Here is a 17,177-nt window from a genome sequence, read left to right on the forward strand (position 1 = left end):
TTTTTGCGGTTCATTGGCAGCAGCCCAAACAAAAAGACTTGCTTTTGCAAGCAAGCCTTTTTGTATGAGGGCTATGTAAACTATAGATAAGTGGTATAGGGCGTATGGGCAAAGCATTCGTCTTCATGGATCAAATAGATGGCAACAGCAAATTGTTCGGCGATTTCTTGGCACAAAGGTAGCAGGATTTGGACCTCTTCTGTTGTTAACGTGCTCAAGACATTTTCGATTAAAAGGGTTTCTCTTTCTGAAAGTAACGCTAAGAGCAGCTGAATTTTGATCTCCTCAAAGGGGCCTAATTCTGTCCGCTCTTTTTTCAAAGCCGATAAGGGAAGCTGAACATAAGGCAGAACATCCTCTAAATCGCCCCCTTTTTTATTTGCAAGAGATACATTGTCCATGACGGATAAAAAGGGAACGGAAGGCCATTGAGCACGAATCAAGATGGCTTTTTTTTGTGAAAGCAGCAAACTTAATTCAGAAGTTTTTGTTTCATTGTCTTTCGAAACATAATAGAAACCAATTGGTTTCGTTAGCTGAGTTGGTTTTTCCATTGTTTTTTCCTCCAATACAGACTATGTCCGCTGGCAATCAAACCAGTAAAACTGGTAACAGCGGCAAGTAAGACGACAAGTGTGTGGCGTGTGCTTTCAAATAAAATAGCAAGCCAAGTGGTGCTGTTCAAATCGACATTTTGGACCAGAATTTGACTATTCTGCGGAATCGTAATGGCGAATTCTTGTCCAGGAAGACTTTGTACAGCCTCCCAAAAGTTATCAGAAGCACGCTCTCGATCAAGGGCAATGATATGCCCACTGAGTAATTCCCGCTGGAAATAAGGCTGGAAGAGTAGCAATAAGACAAAGGCGATCACAGCGGCTGCTAAGAGCGGCAAGAGCATTTCAATGATCTGCATCGCTACCCATTGTCTGGTGGTGGCGCCACTTGCTAACCAAGCTGTGTATTCCGAGCGTTTATATAATTGATAGTAAACTTGAAAGCCAATAAAGACCAGTGTAAAGGCACTAAAAATCAAATAGAACAGTTGATGATAGATTGTCGTGACTGGTTGGATCTCTTCGGCTACTTTCGTTTGCAGATCTTCTGTCGCCAAGAGATCTCTTGTTTGAGCGATCACTTGATCCATCGAATAGATCAAGGCAAACGTCACGATCAAGCCAATCACGGCAAAGAAGGATACAAGCGTATAAAGCACCATGGCTTTTTTATGATAAAAAATGCTGGCAATCGCAAAATGTATAGTTTTCATCTAAGTCACCTCATCCTAGTACATAGTATAAAAGGGGAGTTTGAATAAAGTATGAAGTTCTTGTAGTAAAATATCGAAGCTAAAAAAGTGGCAAGAAAGTTCGACTTTTTCCTATCAAATAGTGCAAAAAAATCCAGCAAGGCAGGTGCCTTACTGGATTGATTATTGGTTGTTCTTACTTTACTCGCCGCTATCTTGTTCCGTCATCTGCTGGTATTCTTGGAAGGTTTTTGTTTGATACAGATCGACGGTCGATTGATTGCCATTTTGAGAAAAGGCACTAGTTGAATCACTGCCTAGATTCTTTTCAATGTCCATCATTTGCTGAAGGGCGTCTTTGTAGTTATAGGTCGAAGGATCAACTTCTTCTAGACCGCTTTTCGCGTAGAATCGTAAAAGGTCACCATTATTGATCTGATCAGAAACCGAAAGCTGCTTGTCGACTTTGGCTTTCCATTCATCGACTTTGGCTTGCAACTCATCGGATGGATCGTTGATCGGCATGCCGGTACGATTGTCATACAATGTACTGCTGTAGTAGGTGTAGTCTGGTGTCACAAAGTCGCCATCGCGGAAAGCAACCAGTTGTTCGTTTTGATCAGAGAATAAATCTTGTCCTAATTGGATATAGTTTGATGTATCCACACCCAGTAAGTGCAATAGGGTTGGCAAGGCATCGACTTGGCCACCATACGTATGATTGATGCCGCCGTTTGATTGTCCTGGAATATGAATCATATAAGGCACACGTTGTAACGAGGCATTGTCAAAGTTTGTCCATGTAGAACTTGTTTTTCCAAGCAATTCTGCTAAGTTACGGTTACGAGAATTGGAAATTCCGTAATGGTCACCATATAAAACGATGACTGAGTTTTCGTATAAGCCACTTTCTTTCAAGTAATTGAAGAACTCTTCCACGGCTTTATCCAAATAATTCGCGGTTGCGAAATAGCCATTGATCGTTTGATCAGAAGTGTTCGCTAGCGGGAAGCCGCCTTCCTCATTGGTAAATTCAGAATATGGGTAGTGGTTAGAAACCGCAATGAATTTTGAATAGAACGGTTGTTGCAGACGTTCTAAGTATTGTACGGATTGTTCAAAGAATGGTTTGTCATGTAGGCCGTATTGGAATGAATTTTCATCATTGACATCATAATAAGATGCGTCGAAGAAATAATCATAGCCAAACCGTTTGTAGGTTTCATTTCGGTTCCAGAAGGTACCGGTATTTCCGTGGAAAACAGCACTGGTATAGCCTTGCGTTTGACCTAAAATATCTGGAGCTGCCTCAAAGGTATTTTTCCCACCCAGTTGAGTGAATAACGCTCCTTGATTCAATCCAAACAGGGAATTTTCGAATAATGTTTCGGCATCACTGGTCTTCCCAGCTTTTACTTGGTGGAAGAAATTATCAAAACTAAAGGTACTATCGCTATGGTATAAACTATTGATAAACGGCATGACTTCATGTTCCACGCCATCTTCATCTTTCAATTTATAATCGATCAAGAATTGCTGAACACTTTCTAAGTGAATATAAATGACATTCTTGCCTTTTGCGATACCGAACAGATCATCATTTGGTTCTGCGTAATGTTCTTTAACATAGCTCTCTACTTCGTTCATGTCGTTGGGACTCGCTTCGGCACGTACTTGCGAAGCTTGATAAGTTTGTACCCCATCATAAACCGTAAAGGCGTTGATCCCAAGGTATTTCACTAAATAGTCACGAGAAAACGTTCGAGTAAGCAGTTCAGGACGATCCGCTTCTGCTAAGAAAAGATTGGCAGAAAAGACCATGACAGCTAAGGTTGAGATCGCAAAAGCCATCCGTGCCCGCACAGGACGAGTGTCCATTTTGATTTTTTTCATTGAAAAGGCTGCAATCAGCACGATAAAGTCAATGAAGTACAACACATCGTAGGGACGGAACAAGCGAATTGCGCTTTCTCCTAGACCACTTGCCACTTTTCCTACACCGAGCATCGTGTTGATGGTGATAAAGTCAGTGAATTCTCGATAGTACGAAACATTAGAGAACAACAGCAGAGTCATCAAGAAATAGATCACAAGCATCGTGATATAAGCTGCTTTGGTTCTTCTTACGTACAATGCGATCGACAGCAACAACAAAGTCGTTGCGATCGGATTGATGAATAAGATGAAGTACTGAATGCTGCTTTCAATACCTAGGTGGAAGTCCACCATATAGGCAAAGATATTTTTTAGCCAAAATAATAGGGCTAATAGGAAAAAAAAGCCCATTCTTGTATTCACAAAGGTGGATACTTTATTTTTTTTCAAAGGAATCGTCCTCTCTTTTTCCAGTATAACCGGTAAATTACGATTTTACATCACAGTACATTTTACTAGGCTGTGAAAGACGTGTCAAATGAATTCCTTGTCATGACGCGGAATTAAGTATTTCTTTACTTTCAAGGATACAGACAATACTGTCGCTTTTTGCTATACTAAAAAGGAGAATGAATGGAGCAGATGAACATGAAAATAAAACTAACGAAGCAAGGATCAGCGAAGCTTCGCAAAAAGAATCCGTTGATCCAACGAGAAGATCTTCAACAAGCAATCGAGACGAAGGAGTGGGTCACCTTTATTGATCAGGCCAACCATTTCTTAGGTGTCGGCTATCTTGGGGAACAAAATAAAGGGATCGGATGGGTCGTATCCTTTGAAGAAACAGTGATCGACCAAGCATTCTTTGCGCAACGCTTTGCGAAAGCAAAAGGCAAACGCAGTGCTTACTATCAAGATGACCTGACAGATGCCTTTCGTCTGTTTAATGGCGAGGGGGATCAATTGGGGGGACTTACCGTAGATTTGTATGGCGAGTATGTCGTTTTTTCTTGGTACAATGCCACCCTTTATCAACATAAAAAAGCGATCGTGGCGGCTTTTCGTCAAATATTTCCCGAGATCAAAGGGGCTTATGAAAAAATCCGCTTTACGTCTGAGCTGCCTGAATCAGCATGGGTCTATGGAAAAACGGCACCTGAACCCTTACTGGTGAAGGAAAATGGCGTCACGTATGCGACGTATTTGAACGAAGGACTAATGACGGGCATCTTTTTGGATCAAAAAGAAGTTCGTGGGCAACTTGTTGATGGCTTGGCAGCTGGCAAGACGGTTTTAAATATGTTCAGTTATACGGGGGCGTTTTCTGTCGCTGCTGCTGTCGGTGGCGCTGCTCAAACAACGAGCGTCGATTTGGCAAAACGCAGTCTAGAAAAGACCCGCGAACAATTTGCAGTCAACGGCATTGATCCAGATACCCAGCGTATCCATGTCATGGATGTTTTCAATTACTTCAATTATGCCAGCAAAAAAGACTTGCGCTTTGATGTGATCGTTTTAGATCCGCCGAGTTTTGCCCGCAACAAGAAAAAGGTCTTCTCGGTTGCGAAAAATTATGGCGACTTAGTCACTGATAGTTTGGCGATTTTAGCGCCTGATGGCTTGTTGATCGCCTCAACGAATGCGGCCAATCTTTCACCGAGGAAGTTTCAAGAAATGATCGAAGCATCCTTAGAGAAAGCACACGTTGCTTATGAATGTATTCAAAGTTATCGTCTACCAGCTGATTTTGCGGTAGACAAGCATTTTTCCGAAGGGAACTATCTGAAAGTATTCTTTTATCAAATGAAAAAGGAGTGAAGTAGATGAGCCGATCAAAACCAGTAACGTTAGACGGGAAAACACCGTTGATTTGTGTGCCATTGATTGGGAAAACCAATGAAGAGATCTTGAAACAAGCCATTGCTGCTGAGGAATCAGAGGCACAGATCGTCGAATGGCGTGTTGATCATTACAAACATGTCGAAGACCAGCAAGCGGTCTTAGATGCGTTATCACATATTCGCACGACATTAAAGCACAAAGAGCTGCTCTTCACTTTTCGAACCTTGGAAGAAGGGGGCGAGCGGGCGTTCACATTGACCCAGTACAAAGAATTGTGTTTAGCTGCTGCTGATTCAGGCTTGATCGATTGGATCGATGTCGAATTAGAGAAAGCTGAATTTTTAGGTCGAGCCTTTATTCAAGAAATCAAAAAGGCACAGGTAAAGCTGATATTGAGCAATCATGATTTTGAGAAAACGCCAGAAGATGCTGTGTTGATTTTAAAGATCGGCGTAATGAATCAATTTGGTGCCGATGTTGGCAAGTTAGCGATGATGCCCAAGCAAGTCCAAGATGTTTTACGTTTGATGGGGATCATTACTAAAGCGCGTGGCTTCAACCAACTGCCGTTGGCGATCATGTCGATGGGGGAGCTGGGGAAAATCAGCCGGGTTAGTGGGGCATTGACTGGTTCGGTCTTTACTTTTGCTTCGTTGCAAGGTGCTTCAGCACCTGGACAAATACCGATCGAACGAATGACCAACTACTTACAAGAATTTTCACTCAATGAGTAAGACCAGCCAAGGCCTTCTCTTAAAAGAAACCAAAACAAAAGAGGGATAAAATGGCGAAGAAGAAACAAAAAACCAATGCGATCCGTCAAGTAGAACAACAGAAAATCGCTTATAACGAATACACCTATGAGTGGTCGGAAGACCATCTCGATGCGCAATCCGTCGCTGTGCAACTAGCACGCCCGCAAGCCATCTACAAAACGCTGGTGGCAGTGGGCAACAAAACAGGTCCGCTAGTGGCTGTGATTCCTGGAAACAGAGAAGTGGATCTGAAAAAGTTAGCCAAAGTCAGTGGAAACAAAAAAGTAGAGATGCTGCATCTGAGAGATTTAGAAGAAACGACTGGCTATATTCGCGGCGGCTGTTCGCCGATCGGGATGAAAAAGCTCTTTCCTACTTATATTGATCGTGGGGCGCAGACACTGGAAGAAATCGTGGTTTCTGCAGGAAAGCGCGGGTTGCAGATGGGGCTTGCTCCACAAGCGTTGCAACAATTGACTAGGGCGATCTTTGCCGATTTGTTGGCACCTGAACACGAATAAAAAATCCCCGTGAACCATCTTGAAATGCCGTTCACGGGGATTATTTTGTACTATTTTATTCCATTACTTCAATATCGAAAACCTCAATATTTTCTAAACCACCATAAAAGTCAAACCATGGAGTGGCATATTGTTTTAGAATGGCGTTTAATTCTTCAACATTTTCTTTCCCTTGGGTGTCCAGCCATTCCAACAACGCTTTGGCACCTTGTTTCCCATAAATTTCCACACTATCGCGCCAAGTTGCTCGACCTCCTAAGATTCCTGAGAATTTGGCACCATGTTGACCAGCAAAGGTCAATTCATCGCGAAAGACATTCGCTGGAACTCCCGCACTCAAATAGATAAATGGCCGAGTCGCGGCGTCACTGGCTTCTTTGAAGTAATTGGCTGCTTCTTCTTGCGTATAGACGGCCTCTAAGCCTTCTTTTTGGAAGCCTTCCACTAAGTCGAACTGAACCGGTACTTCGACTTTCAAAATATCGATATGGTAGTGATCTTTCGTCAATTCCTGAATGGTTCGGATGACCTTGCTCGGTTTGATCTTGGCAAAAGCAGGTGATTTGTCATCTGTGATCTCATCATCATAGACGATCGGTTCCACAAATAAGGGAATATCGGCCGCCTGTGCCTCCGTACCTAAACGCTCCAAAAACGCATGTTTGGTATCTAAAATCTCTTGGGGTTCATCTGGATTATAATAAACCAAGACTTTTGCAGCATCCGCACCTTTTTTCACCAAGCGCTGCAACGATTCATTGGGTAAAATCTCTGGCAAACGACCCGGCGTGTTGACATCATAGCCTGTTTTTTCATAGGAAAGGATCAAGCCAGCATTGGGATTCTTTGCTTCGATCCCTAAGAAGCCATATTCCTCATCTAACAGAATACTGCTGACATATTTGGTCAGTTCTTGGGAAACCAACTGTTTGAATTCATAAATGTGTTCCATCGTAAAGTCATCCGGTCCAGTTGCCGCCTTCATCATTTTTTTCATGGAACCACGTTGGTCGATCGCTAGTGCGGCAATCACACCGTCCTCATTTGAAAGTTTTTGCATTCGTTCAAATTTACCTCTTGAAATTCGTTTCATAAAAAAAACCTCCCTCGATCTTGCTATCTTTAGTCTACGCCTACTTTGAGAAAAACCCAACTAATAAGCAAAAAGAGAGGAGACCCAGGTGTTGGCAGCAACGGCAAGGATATTGCTGCCAACACCTGGGTCGTCGATCAATAACTGAAATAACTAGCTGTTTCTGCTGCGTTTTTTCCAGAAACATGACCCGTGCAAAACGCAGCGGTGATGTTGAAACCACCTGTATAACCATTGATATCCAGCAATTCACCGGCAAAATACAAGCCATTGATTTTCTTGCTTTCCATGGTCTTAGGATTGATTTCTTTCAGATGGACCCCGCCGCCCGTCACGAAGGACTTTTCTAATGGGAACGTGCGGACAATGGTGATTGAAAAGCCTTTGATCAAGGAAGCGAGCGCCGTCAACTGTTCCGGTGAGGCTTTTTCAGCAACCAGCTCATGCAAGTCTAGCTGCTGCAAAAAGAAGGTCATCAAGCGCTCAGGCAAAAAGCCAGCTAAAGCATTCGGCAATTGTTTCTTCGAAGCCGCAGACTGAATTAATTCTTGGGTCAAGGCTTCCTGGGCTTTCGTCGGCAGACAATCCAGAACAACCGTCACTGGTTGCTGCTTTTTCAATTCTTGGTTCACAAAAGAGGAACAGCGCAAAGCAGCTGGACCAGATAACCCAAAGTGAGTAAACAAAAGATCCATAGTATGGGCGACGATGGGCTTTCCTTTTTGATCCAAGACGCTCAAGGTGATGTCTTGTAAGGAAATGCCCTGCAAGGTCCGTTCTTGAATAAAAGATTCTTCTGAAACAAGCGGCGATTCGGTTGGATAAAGCGGCGTAATGGTATGCCCGACTTTTTTCGCCATCTTATAGCCGTCCCCCGTTGCGCCCGTGGAAGGATAGGTGCGGCCACCCGTCGTCAAAATCACGCTTGGGGCAGAGAACTCATCGGTTTCGGTTCGTACGCCGCGTATTTGGCTGCCATCATGGATCAGCTTGGTTACGACCGTATTCGTCAACAGGGTGACGTGATGATCGTTGATTGCTTGAAGCAGCGCTTCGACGATGGTTTTTGATTTGTTCGTCACAGGGAACATCCGTCCGTGGTCTTCTTCTTTTAAGACGACACCTAAGTCTGCGAAAAACGCCATTACATCATAGTTATTGAATTGGGAAAACGTACTATACAAAAACTTGCCGTTTCCTGGAATATGAGCAACTAAATCATCTACCGGCCGATTATTGGTTACATTGCAGCGTCCGCCGCCAGTCATCAATAGTTTCTTGCCGATTTTTTTGTTTTTTTCGATTAATAAGACCCTAGCACCTTGTTTGGCAGCGGTGATCGCAGCCATCATACCGCTCGTACCTGCACCAACAACGATGACATCATAGGTTTTTTCCATTCTTCTCACCTCTTTGGGATTGTAACACATCGCCTATGACTGCTGAAAGGAGAGGGCGATTTTTTTCGAATGATAAAAAATTCTGACAATTCTAAAAAAAAGCGTGCAATTTCAGAAAATTTCTTTAAAATAGAAAATATCTTAAAGGAGGTAATGCACTATGACCAAAGCTTCAGCTTACGTGAAAGAAATTCAAGCGAAGATTCACGAGAAAGACCAACACCAACCGGAATTTCTTCAAGCAATTGACGAATTTTTACCTACGATCGTTCCCTTTTTAGAGGAGCATCCAGAATATATTGAATCAAATATCCTTGCACTCTTAACTGAACCAGAACGTTTTATCCAATTCAGAGTCCCGTGGCAAGACGATCAAGGCAACTGGCAAGTAAACCGTGGCTATCGGATTCAATTCAACTCGGCAATGGGGCCTTACAAAGGCGGCTTGCGTTTTCACCCAAGTGTAAACTTGAGTATTTTGAAGTTTTTGGCGTTTGAGCAAATCTTCAAAAACAGCTTGACGGGTCTGCCGATCGGCGGCGGCAAAGGCGGAAGTGACTTTGATCCAAAAGGCAAATCAGATGCCGAAGTGATGCGTTTTTGCCAAAGCTTTATGACGGAGCTGTCAAAACATATCGGACCTGACCTAGATGTTCCTGCTGGCGACATTGGTGTCGGAGGTCGGGAAATCGGCTATTTGTTTGGTGCCTACAAACGATTGAAACAATACGATGCCGGGATTTTAACCGGTAAGCCACTAGACTTCTGGGGCAGTAAAAACCGCACAGAAGCAACGGGTTATGGCGCTGTTTATTTCGTTAAGCATTTATTGACAGACTTAGATGAAACATTTGAAGGCAAAAAAGCGATCGTTTCTGGAAGCGGCAATGTTGCGATCTATGCAATTGAGAAATTGCAAGAATTAGGTGCGACCCCTGTCACATGTTCTGATTCCTCTGGTTTTATTTATGACAAAGACGGCATTGATCTGGCCTTATTAAAAGAGATCAAAGAAGTGAAACGCGAACGTTTGACGGCTTACGCCAAGGAACGGCCAACAGCGGAATATCATGAAGGGGCAACTGTCTGGGATTTTGATACTCCAGCGGAATTAGCCTTTCCTTGTGCGACCCAAAACGAGATTGATCTCTCGCAAGCCAAACGTGCAAAAGCCAATGGCGTCCGGGTCGTTTCTGAAGGCGCGAACATGCCTAGCTCATTAGAAGCAGCAGAATATTTTATTGAAGAAGGAATTTTCTACTGCCCAGGAAAAGCAGCCAATGCCGGCGGCGTAGCCGTTTCTGCTTTAGAAATGAGTCAAAACTCCCAACGATTGCAATGGGAAAAAGCCGAAGTCGATGCCAAATTGGATGATATCATGAAGTCGATCTATGAAGCATGCCGTGATACAGCTGAAACCTTCGATCAAAAAAATAATTTTATGTTAGGTGCGAACGTCGCAGGCTTTGAAAAAGTTGCTAAAGCAATGTTTGCTCAAGGACTTGTCTAAAATCACCCAACAGGCTACCTATCAGGAATTACTTGAAAAAAGTTGGAAAAAAACGTAAAGTAGGTAGTGTATGAAAAACTATTTTTTCAAGGAGGACAAATCATGTCACACATCAAGTTTGACTATTCGAAAGTAGCACCATTCGTAAACGAATACGAATTGAGCTACATGCAAAGTCAAGTTACAGCAGCAGACAAACAATTACGCGAAGGAACAGGTGCTGGTAGCGACTTTTTAGGTTGGATCGACCTTCCTAAAAATTATGACAAAGATGAATTTGCGCGTATCAAAAAAGCGGCTGAAAAAATTCAATCTGATTCTGAAGTACTAGTCGTGATCGGGATCGGCGGATCTTATTTAGGAGCGAAAGCAGCGATTGATTTCTTAAATCATTCTTTCTTTAACTTGCTACCAAATGAAGAACGCAAAGCACCTCAAATCTTTTTTGCCGGTAATTCGATTTCTTCAACATACTTAGCAGATTTGATCGAAATCATCGGTGACCGTGACTTCTCTGTGAATGTGATCTCAAAATCAGGAACAACTACTGAGCCAGCGATCGCTTTCCGTGTTTTCAAAGAACGTTTGATTGAAAAATACGGCAAAGAAGAAGCCAACAAACGGATCTACGCAACAACGGATAAAGCGAAAGGTGCAGTAAAAGTTGAAGCAGATGCTGAAAACTGGGAAACCTTTGTGATTCCAGATGACGTCGGCGGCCGTTTCTCTGTATTGACTGCTGTTGGTTTATTACCAATCGCTGCCAGCGGAGCAGATATCGATGCCTTGATGCAAGGGGCAGCAGATGCTAGCGATGCTTACGCAAGTGACGACCTTGAAAAAAATGAAGCGTATCAATATGCAGCAATGCGTAACATCCTTTATCGCAAAGGCAAAGTAACGGAATTGCTGATCAACTACGAACCAGGCATGCAATACTTTTCAGAATGGTGGAAACAATTATTCGGCGAGTCAGAAGGAAAAGACCAAAAAGGGATCTATCCTTCAAGCGCAAACTTCTCAACAGATTTGCATTCTCTTGGTCAATACATCCAAGAAGGCCGTCGCAATATCTTTGAAACTGTCGTAAAAGTTGAAAAACCACGCAAATCAATTGCGATCCCTACACAAGAAGCAGATCTTGATGGTCTTGGCTACTTAGAAGGAAAAGAAGTTGATTTTGTTAATACGAAAGCCTTTGAAGGAACGTTACTTGCCCATACAGATGGGGATGTACCTAATCTGTTAGTAAAAATTCCTACAATGGATGCGTACACGTTAGGTTACACGATGTACTTCTTTGAGATCGCTGTAGGTATCTCTGGTTACTTAAACGGGGTGAACCCATTTGACCAACCAGGGGTTGAAGCGTACAAGAAAAACATGTTCGCCTTACTTGGCAAACCAGGTTTTGAAGATCTTGCAAAAGAATTAAACGAACGTCTATAATTCGACAAAGAAACGCCTTGTGCCAGTTCTGATCGGCACAAGGCGTTGTTTTATTTTCGCGTTTGTTGTGTTACTCGATAGTTGATCCAAAAAATCAGCGGTCTTCTTTTAATCCCCAAAGCAACGCAGCAGACAATAGTCCAAAGATACAGGTTTGAATAATTGGCATTTGACTCATCTCCTTTTGATTTCCTTTAGTATAAAATGCTTTTTAAGAAGTGGCACGAACAAACCAGTGCGTTTGAACGAACGAAACTGTCATTTCTTGGTGACAAATGCGTGATAAATTGAAATAAAACGTTTTCAATTTGATGCTTTTTTGTTATTATATCTTTATGAAAGAAAACGGTTGAGGTGAGGATATGGAGAATATTACGATCGGTGAAAAATATGTCTGCCGACCTGTCGGGGCGAGCAAGCCTGTGATTGGTGTGGTGGAAAAACTATACGTACATACGGCGTTGATCGTCGTTTCAAGTTATGAAGAAGAAGATCAAGCACAAGTAGAAGCTTGTAATCGTCGGATGATCGTCAGTTTCAATAAAATTTGTACACAAACGAACGTTGCCTAACCAACTAGCAAAAAATGCTGCTCAACGGATCACCGTGAGCAGCATTTTTTTTCGTGTGAAATCAGCCAACGCCAATCACGAAATTCAATAGTTTGTCTGAATAAGTCATGTCTTCTTCCGACAAACTCAACTCTTCATTTAAAATCCCCATTTGGTCAGTAATAATCCCGTCTACACCGTAAAAACGCATTCGGCTGATAGTATCCGCATCATTGGGGGTCCAAACGAACACTTCCTTGCCATCGGTCCGGGCAGAAGCGATGAAGTTGCGGTTGATCGTACTGTATTCCATTGTCAGAAAGTCGGCACTGGTCAGTGGCGGCCCTACGACATTGAAAGGCATGATGTATCCCGACGTCAATTCAGGCGCCTTCTCTTTTAATTCTTCAACAACTGTATAGGAGAGGCTTTGCATAATATGCCCATTTGCAACTAAATCCTCTTGGTATCGTTCTAAGAAGGCATCTACGAGTGCCGCAGTATCTTTTTGTTGGGTTTTGATCTCCACCAGCAGTTTTTGATCCAACTGATTGGCAAGTGCCAAGTACTCGTCAAAAGTGGGAATACGGGCTGTCTGGTTGTTTTCTGAAACCGTCAGTGATTCGGCGTAACTCAAGGGCAATTGCTCGGGTTTTCCTTTGCCGCCTGTCAAAGGCCGGTAAGAAAAATCATGGTAGACAATAAAATGACCATCACTTGTTTGCTGGACGTCCATTTCCACGTAGTCCGGCTGATATTTCTCACTAGTAAAACGTAACGCTTCAAGGGAATTTTGGACCCCTTGTCCGTCGCTTACCCCTCGATGGGAGATCGTTACCGGATGGATCGAAGCAGCTGAGGTCAGATAGTTCATATTATACAGACTAACCCCAACACCAAAAAGTACCGTGACCAAGGTAAACAAGGAACTTTTCAGTCCTAGAAAATGTCGCTGGTTCAATGGTTCTTGGTGGAACCACGAAGGGATCTCTGGTAAAAAGCCTTCATCATCCATGAAATCAACGATGATGTAAAAAATAGCCACGGTCGATAAAATGACATTCAGTAACAAAATAAACTGCAAGAAAGTCATAATAAAAACAGCACTATACAACGCATAGTCCGGTGTAACAACTTCAATCACTGCTTGAAGGGTAATAAGCAGCGTGAAGCCCAGAGTCGTGATCAATAAGATACTACCACCGATAAAGACAAATTGACCAACGATGGCAAAAAAACGGCGTTTTGTTACTTGGAGGCTTTCTTTGATCGCTTTTCGAAAGGGCAGATCACGTAAAATCATTTCCGGTAAGGCAAAGATCACGCGAATCCCCAAGTAAATCAACAAAACATAAACCAAAAGCACTGCCCCAATGATCAAGACACGATTGGCAAAAATAAAGTCCATGATAAAGGCAGGGATTTTGATTTTTGCGAGTAAATCCGAATTAAAACTCAATCCACCGATGGGTAAAATCAGTAAGAAGTAAAAAAGGAAAAATAAAAAGGTCATCGGCCGTAATTTGCGCAATTGCAAAATAGTCATTCGTAACAATTGCCGCAAGCTGATGGGCTGCTTCTTTTTGATAAAATAGACACTCAGCAGCAAGAAAGTAAATTCAAAAAAGACGGCTAATAAGATCAAAAGCAAAATCAGGGTTAATGAGAGCAACACAATAGGGTGATCTGTAAAGATACTACCGATATTATCGAAAGAAAGGTAGGGCAAGCCGCCGCGCTTTAAGACGAACTTGGTGGAAGCCGATAATATCGGGATCACTAAGAACAACAAGGCACCGTGCATCAATAAAACATCACGGAAGTAGGCATTGCTGTCTTTCAAAAAATCCCACGTGTTGACTAAGCTGTTTTTTAAATAATTCATGGTCGTCATCCTAACAAAGTAAGTATTGTGGTTCAATTTATTCTAGAAAGGCGGTAAAAAAGAGCCGAACAGTTTTAGAAGCACATTTGCCACAGGCATAGTTCCCTGTTTGAAAAGCAGCTTCTTTACGTTCGGCTCGCTGAATTGATCGTTTTTCTTACATATGATTCTTATCCGCCTAACAAACCAGTTAAGAATGTTCCACCGTAAATCAATGCCATACTGTACAAGAAAATTGAAGCAGGTTTTGCCAACAAAATAATCAACGTAAATTTCTTCACTGTCATGTTGGTCAAGCCAGCCATTAGACAAAGGGCATCATCTGGGGCAACCGGTAGAAAGATTGCAAGGGCGAAAAGTTTTTCAAATCGGCTTTGGTTGTCTAACCAGCCGATATATTTATCGTAAGTTTTGTCACTGATCATACTTAAAATGAATGGTTTACCATATCGTCGGCCAAGCAGGAAAATAATGACAGAACCAATACTGATTCCTACATAGTTATAAACGAATCCTAGATAAGGACCGAAAATCAAGACACCTGCAGCGCTGGAGACACCACCGGGAATAATCGGGATTACTACTTGCAAGATCTGCAATAGGATAAAGACGATTGGTCCTAAGATAACGGAATTTCCAACTAGTCCTCGCAGTGCATTAATGTCTTTGAAAACACCTAGATTGATAAAATAGATGGTTAACGCGATCGATAAACCTAAGCCAATAATAGAAATCGTATTAATGATACGACGAGAAGTTGCTATGCTCACAGGACTTCATCTCCTTTATGTTTCATAATCTCACTATACGGGGTGAGACCAGAAAAATCCAGTAAAACAAATGACAAACGTCAAACAGTTTTGTAAGGTATGCTCTTATTATAAAAGAAGTCCGAAAAGAAAACATTGTACTAAAGTCTGAAATAAGAAAAATTTATAGTTTCTGCGCGCCAATAGTTTCAGGAGATTTTTTTATCTGGATGACGTTTTTTTGTGCGTTTCACTTGCCAGCGATTGACGATCTTTTCAACCACACTCGTCATCATGAACCCGCCGGCAATCGCCCCAGCGGTGATGACAACGATCATCAGATTTTCAAAACCGACAAAGTTGTCGCCCAAAGCGAATTCTCGAACGGCTTTGTAGGCAGGCCCACCCGGTACGAGGGGAACGAGGCTGGGAATGTTAAAAATGATCATGGGCATTTTTTTTCTGCGGGAAAAAAAGATGCTGACGCAACCGACGGCAAATGCGGCTAAGAAGTTGGCACTGCCTAGACCGTAGCCAATCGTTTGCAATGACCAATAGATCATCCAGCCAACCGTTCCAGCAATGCCTGTGGCAACTAAGGCTTTTTTAGGAATATTGGTCAAGATGCCGAAGGTTACAGTGCTTAAGAAGCTGAAGGAAAGGTGAATAAAAATTGTCATGAGATCCCTCCAAATAAGGTGAAGACCGTGGCAATGCCGACACCGATCGCGGCAGCAGTAAAGATGGCCTCTGTTCCCCGAGCTGTGCCACTAATGAGATGGCCTGCCAAGATATCTCGAAAGGAATTGGTGATTGCTACACCAGGGACTAAGGGCATGACGGCACCGATAATCAAATTATCGACGTTTTGTGCGATATGAAGAGAGACCGCTAAGACAGACAAAGTACCGATCAGTAAGGAGGCACAAAACATATCCAAAAAGCGAATGTCGATCAGTTTCTTGACCCAATACGCACACAAAAAGCCAAGGCAGCCAATGACGAAGGTCGCTAGAAAGTCAAACCAAGCACCGCCAAAAATAATCATTAAGGTACTGCTGACCACGCCAGCACTAAGAACCTGTAGCCAGTAAGGAAAACTTGGTGTTGTCTGATTGACCTTTTTTAATGCCTCATGCAGTTCCGCTAAGGAAAGTTTCTTTTCCGCATAGGCGCGAGAGAGCCCATTGACGGCAACAATTTTTTCGAGATTGATGACTCGATCATGAACATTTTCTACTTGTGCATAGTGGCTACTGCGTAAGCCCATAAAAAGTCCAGTTGCTGTTACATAACTAATACTCCCTTGCTCTCCAGCGTTTGCCGCAATTCGATTCATCGTATCTTCCACGCGATACACTTCCGAGCCGTTTTCCATCATGATTTTCCCTGCTAATAAGCAGGTCTCCAATAATAGCTCTTTTGATTCAGCCATTTCCAAACCCCTTTTTCAATCGAATTTGCGTGCTACACTCCTAGTGTACAATTTCAGCGAGTTTTCAACAAGAAAGAAAAGTAGATTTGAAAAATAACTAGAACGCCATCCGTTGGATTTTTTGTGATAAATGAAAAAAGCAGAACATTTCCTATTACTAAACATTCGTTTTTAGTGAACAAAGTGAATAGAAATAAGATAACGGAAGGAGTGTTTTATTTTTAAAAAATGAATATCTCGGTTACAATTAAATAAATATAAAAAGGGGGATTTATTGATGCGAAGGAAGGTCTATACAAGAGAACACATTTTGAAGGCCGCTTATGAACTGATCAATAGAGAAGGTTTTGGCAACTTTACGGCCCGGAATATCGCTAAGCACATGGGAATTTCTACTCAACCAATTTATCTTGAGTTCGAAAATATGCAGGACTTAAAAAATACCTTGGTGGAGGCTGTTTTCAAAGATTTATCGGAAAATGTTTTTCCAGTCGTTCGAACAGGAGACAAACTTGTTGATTTAGGCCTGAATTATATACGCTTCGCGCAAGAGCAGCACAATCTCTACATCGCCCTTTTTATCGACGACTACGGCGGTGGGAAATTGATGCATGATTTTTCATCCACCTATTTCAAATCCTTGATCAAATCAGAAGAAAAATATGCAGATCTATCCGAAGATGCGATAAATGCACTACATAATGGCGCATGGATCGTTGTGACTGGTTTGGCTTCCTTAATGTCGGCGGGTATCATCACACCCACCGATGATCAGATCATCAAAATCATCAACGAGACGATCGCAGGCGTAATCGAAAAGAAAGAAAACTATATTTTCGATTAAAGAACAAAAAATCTGTATC

Annotated in this window: 16 protein-coding genes; 7 read left to right on the plus strand and 9 right to left on the minus strand. The window is 42.4% G+C overall.

What is annotated here, in order from left to right:
* Positions 1-80: 80 nt before the first annotated feature.
* The 3 genes from IGJ12_RS04645 to IGJ12_RS04655 all read right to left on the minus strand — a co-directional run bounded on the left by IGJ12_RS04645 (position 81) and on the right by IGJ12_RS04655 (position 3,535).
* Entirely contained in the window at positions 81-554 is a 474-nt protein-coding gene (locus IGJ12_RS04645) for a hypothetical protein (RefSeq protein ID WP_430619400.1), read from the minus strand.
* Positions 533-1,270, minus strand: coding sequence for a hypothetical protein (locus IGJ12_RS04650; protein WP_005237197.1), 738 nt, complete (start codon positions 1,268-1,270; stop codon positions 533-535). Before IGJ12_RS04650 ends, IGJ12_RS04645 begins: the two co-directional genes overlap by 22 nt.
* 180 nt (positions 1,271-1,450) lie before the next feature.
* Positions 1,451-3,535, minus strand: a complete 2,085-nt coding sequence (locus IGJ12_RS04655; protein ID WP_016613914.1) for an LTA synthase family protein — start codon at positions 3,533-3,535, stop codon at positions 1,451-1,453.
* 237 nt (positions 3,536-3,772) lie between these two features.
* Between IGJ12_RS04655 and IGJ12_RS04660 the strand changes: the two genes are divergently transcribed.
* Genes IGJ12_RS04660 through ybaK form a run of 3 tightly spaced genes read left to right on the plus strand, consistent with a single transcriptional unit; the run spans position 3,773 to position 6,242 of the window.
* Positions 3,773-4,942 carry a class I SAM-dependent rRNA methyltransferase gene (locus tag IGJ12_RS04660; protein ID WP_060792547.1) on the plus strand — a complete coding sequence of 390 codons (1,170 nt, stop codon included), beginning with the start codon at positions 3,773-3,775 and terminating at the stop codon, positions 4,940-4,942.
* A gap of 5 nt (positions 4,943-4,947) precedes the next feature.
* Positions 4,948-5,700, plus strand: coding sequence for a type I 3-dehydroquinate dehydratase (gene aroD / locus IGJ12_RS04665; protein WP_005229128.1), 753 nt, complete (start codon positions 4,948-4,950; stop codon positions 5,698-5,700).
* A gap of 50 nt (positions 5,701-5,750) precedes the next feature.
* Positions 5,751-6,242: a Cys-tRNA(Pro) deacylase gene (gene ybaK / locus IGJ12_RS04670; protein ID WP_005237194.1), complete on the plus strand. Its 492-nt coding sequence runs from the start codon at positions 5,751-5,753 to the stop codon at positions 6,240-6,242.
* 55 nt (positions 6,243-6,297) lie between these two features.
* Here ybaK and IGJ12_RS04675 read toward each other — a convergent pair whose 3' ends face one another.
* Both IGJ12_RS04675 and IGJ12_RS04680 read right to left on the minus strand, forming a co-directional pair.
* Complete coding sequence (locus IGJ12_RS04675; protein WP_005237193.1) at positions 6,298-7,335, minus strand: tagatose 1,6-diphosphate aldolase; 1,038 nt, start codon at positions 7,333-7,335, stop codon at positions 6,298-6,300.
* A 137-nt stretch (positions 7,336-7,472) separates the two neighbouring features.
* On the minus strand, positions 7,473-8,735 hold the full coding sequence (locus IGJ12_RS04680; RefSeq protein WP_086316975.1) for an NAD(P)/FAD-dependent oxidoreductase: 1,263 nt from the start codon (positions 8,733-8,735) through the stop codon (positions 7,473-7,475).
* Positions 8,736-8,895: 160 nt separating this feature from the next.
* Here IGJ12_RS04680 and gdhA point away from each other — a divergent pair, with 160 nt between their 5' ends.
* From gdhA to IGJ12_RS04695, 3 genes are all read left to right on the plus strand, one after another.
* Positions 8,896-10,245, plus strand: coding sequence for an NADP-specific glutamate dehydrogenase (gene gdhA, locus IGJ12_RS04685; RefSeq protein ID WP_087664370.1), 1,350 nt, complete (start codon positions 8,896-8,898; stop codon positions 10,243-10,245).
* Between the two features lie 102 nt (positions 10,246-10,347).
* Positions 10,348-11,694, plus strand: a complete 1,347-nt coding sequence (locus IGJ12_RS04690) for a glucose-6-phosphate isomerase (protein ID WP_005229134.1) — start codon at positions 10,348-10,350, stop codon at positions 11,692-11,694.
* A gap of 362 nt (positions 11,695-12,056) precedes the next feature.
* Positions 12,057-12,266 carry a hypothetical protein gene (locus IGJ12_RS04695; RefSeq protein WP_016619871.1) on the plus strand — a complete coding sequence of 70 codons (210 nt, stop codon included), beginning with the start codon at positions 12,057-12,059 and terminating at the stop codon, positions 12,264-12,266.
* A gap of 61 nt (positions 12,267-12,327) precedes the next feature.
* Here the strand turns inward: IGJ12_RS04695 and IGJ12_RS04700 are convergent, their stop codons facing one another.
* The 4 genes from IGJ12_RS04700 to IGJ12_RS04715 all read right to left on the minus strand — a co-directional run bounded on the left by IGJ12_RS04700 (position 12,328) and on the right by IGJ12_RS04715 (position 16,314).
* Positions 12,328-14,130: a glycerophosphoryl diester phosphodiesterase membrane domain-containing protein gene (locus IGJ12_RS04700; protein ID WP_430619401.1), complete on the minus strand. Its 1,803-nt coding sequence runs from the start codon at positions 14,128-14,130 to the stop codon at positions 12,328-12,330.
* A gap of 170 nt (positions 14,131-14,300) precedes the next feature.
* The gene (locus IGJ12_RS04705) at positions 14,301-14,900 is read right to left on the minus strand and encodes a TVP38/TMEM64 family protein (protein WP_005229140.1); all 600 of its coding nucleotides are present in this window, start codon (positions 14,898-14,900) and stop codon (positions 14,301-14,303) included.
* A gap of 188 nt (positions 14,901-15,088) precedes the next feature.
* Positions 15,089-15,559, minus strand: a complete 471-nt coding sequence (locus IGJ12_RS04710; RefSeq protein WP_194188553.1) for a threonine/serine exporter family protein — start codon at positions 15,557-15,559, stop codon at positions 15,089-15,091.
* Complete coding sequence (locus IGJ12_RS04715; protein WP_016619873.1) at positions 15,556-16,314, minus strand: threonine/serine exporter family protein; 759 nt, start codon at positions 16,312-16,314, stop codon at positions 15,556-15,558. The genes IGJ12_RS04710 and IGJ12_RS04715 overlap by 4 nt, the downstream gene beginning before the upstream one ends.
* A 277-nt stretch (positions 16,315-16,591) precedes the next feature.
* Between IGJ12_RS04715 and IGJ12_RS04720 the strand changes: the two genes are divergently transcribed.
* The gene (locus IGJ12_RS04720) at positions 16,592-17,158 is read left to right on the plus strand and encodes a TetR/AcrR family transcriptional regulator (RefSeq protein ID WP_086299272.1); all 567 of its coding nucleotides are present in this window, start codon (positions 16,592-16,594) and stop codon (positions 17,156-17,158) included.
* The last annotated feature ends 19 nt before the right edge of the window (positions 17,159-17,177 follow it).

The organism is Enterococcus sp. DIV0802b (genome assembly GCF_050543535.1).
Taxonomy (GTDB): domain Bacteria; phylum Bacillota; class Bacilli; order Lactobacillales; family Enterococcaceae; genus Enterococcus_D; species Enterococcus_D entomosocium.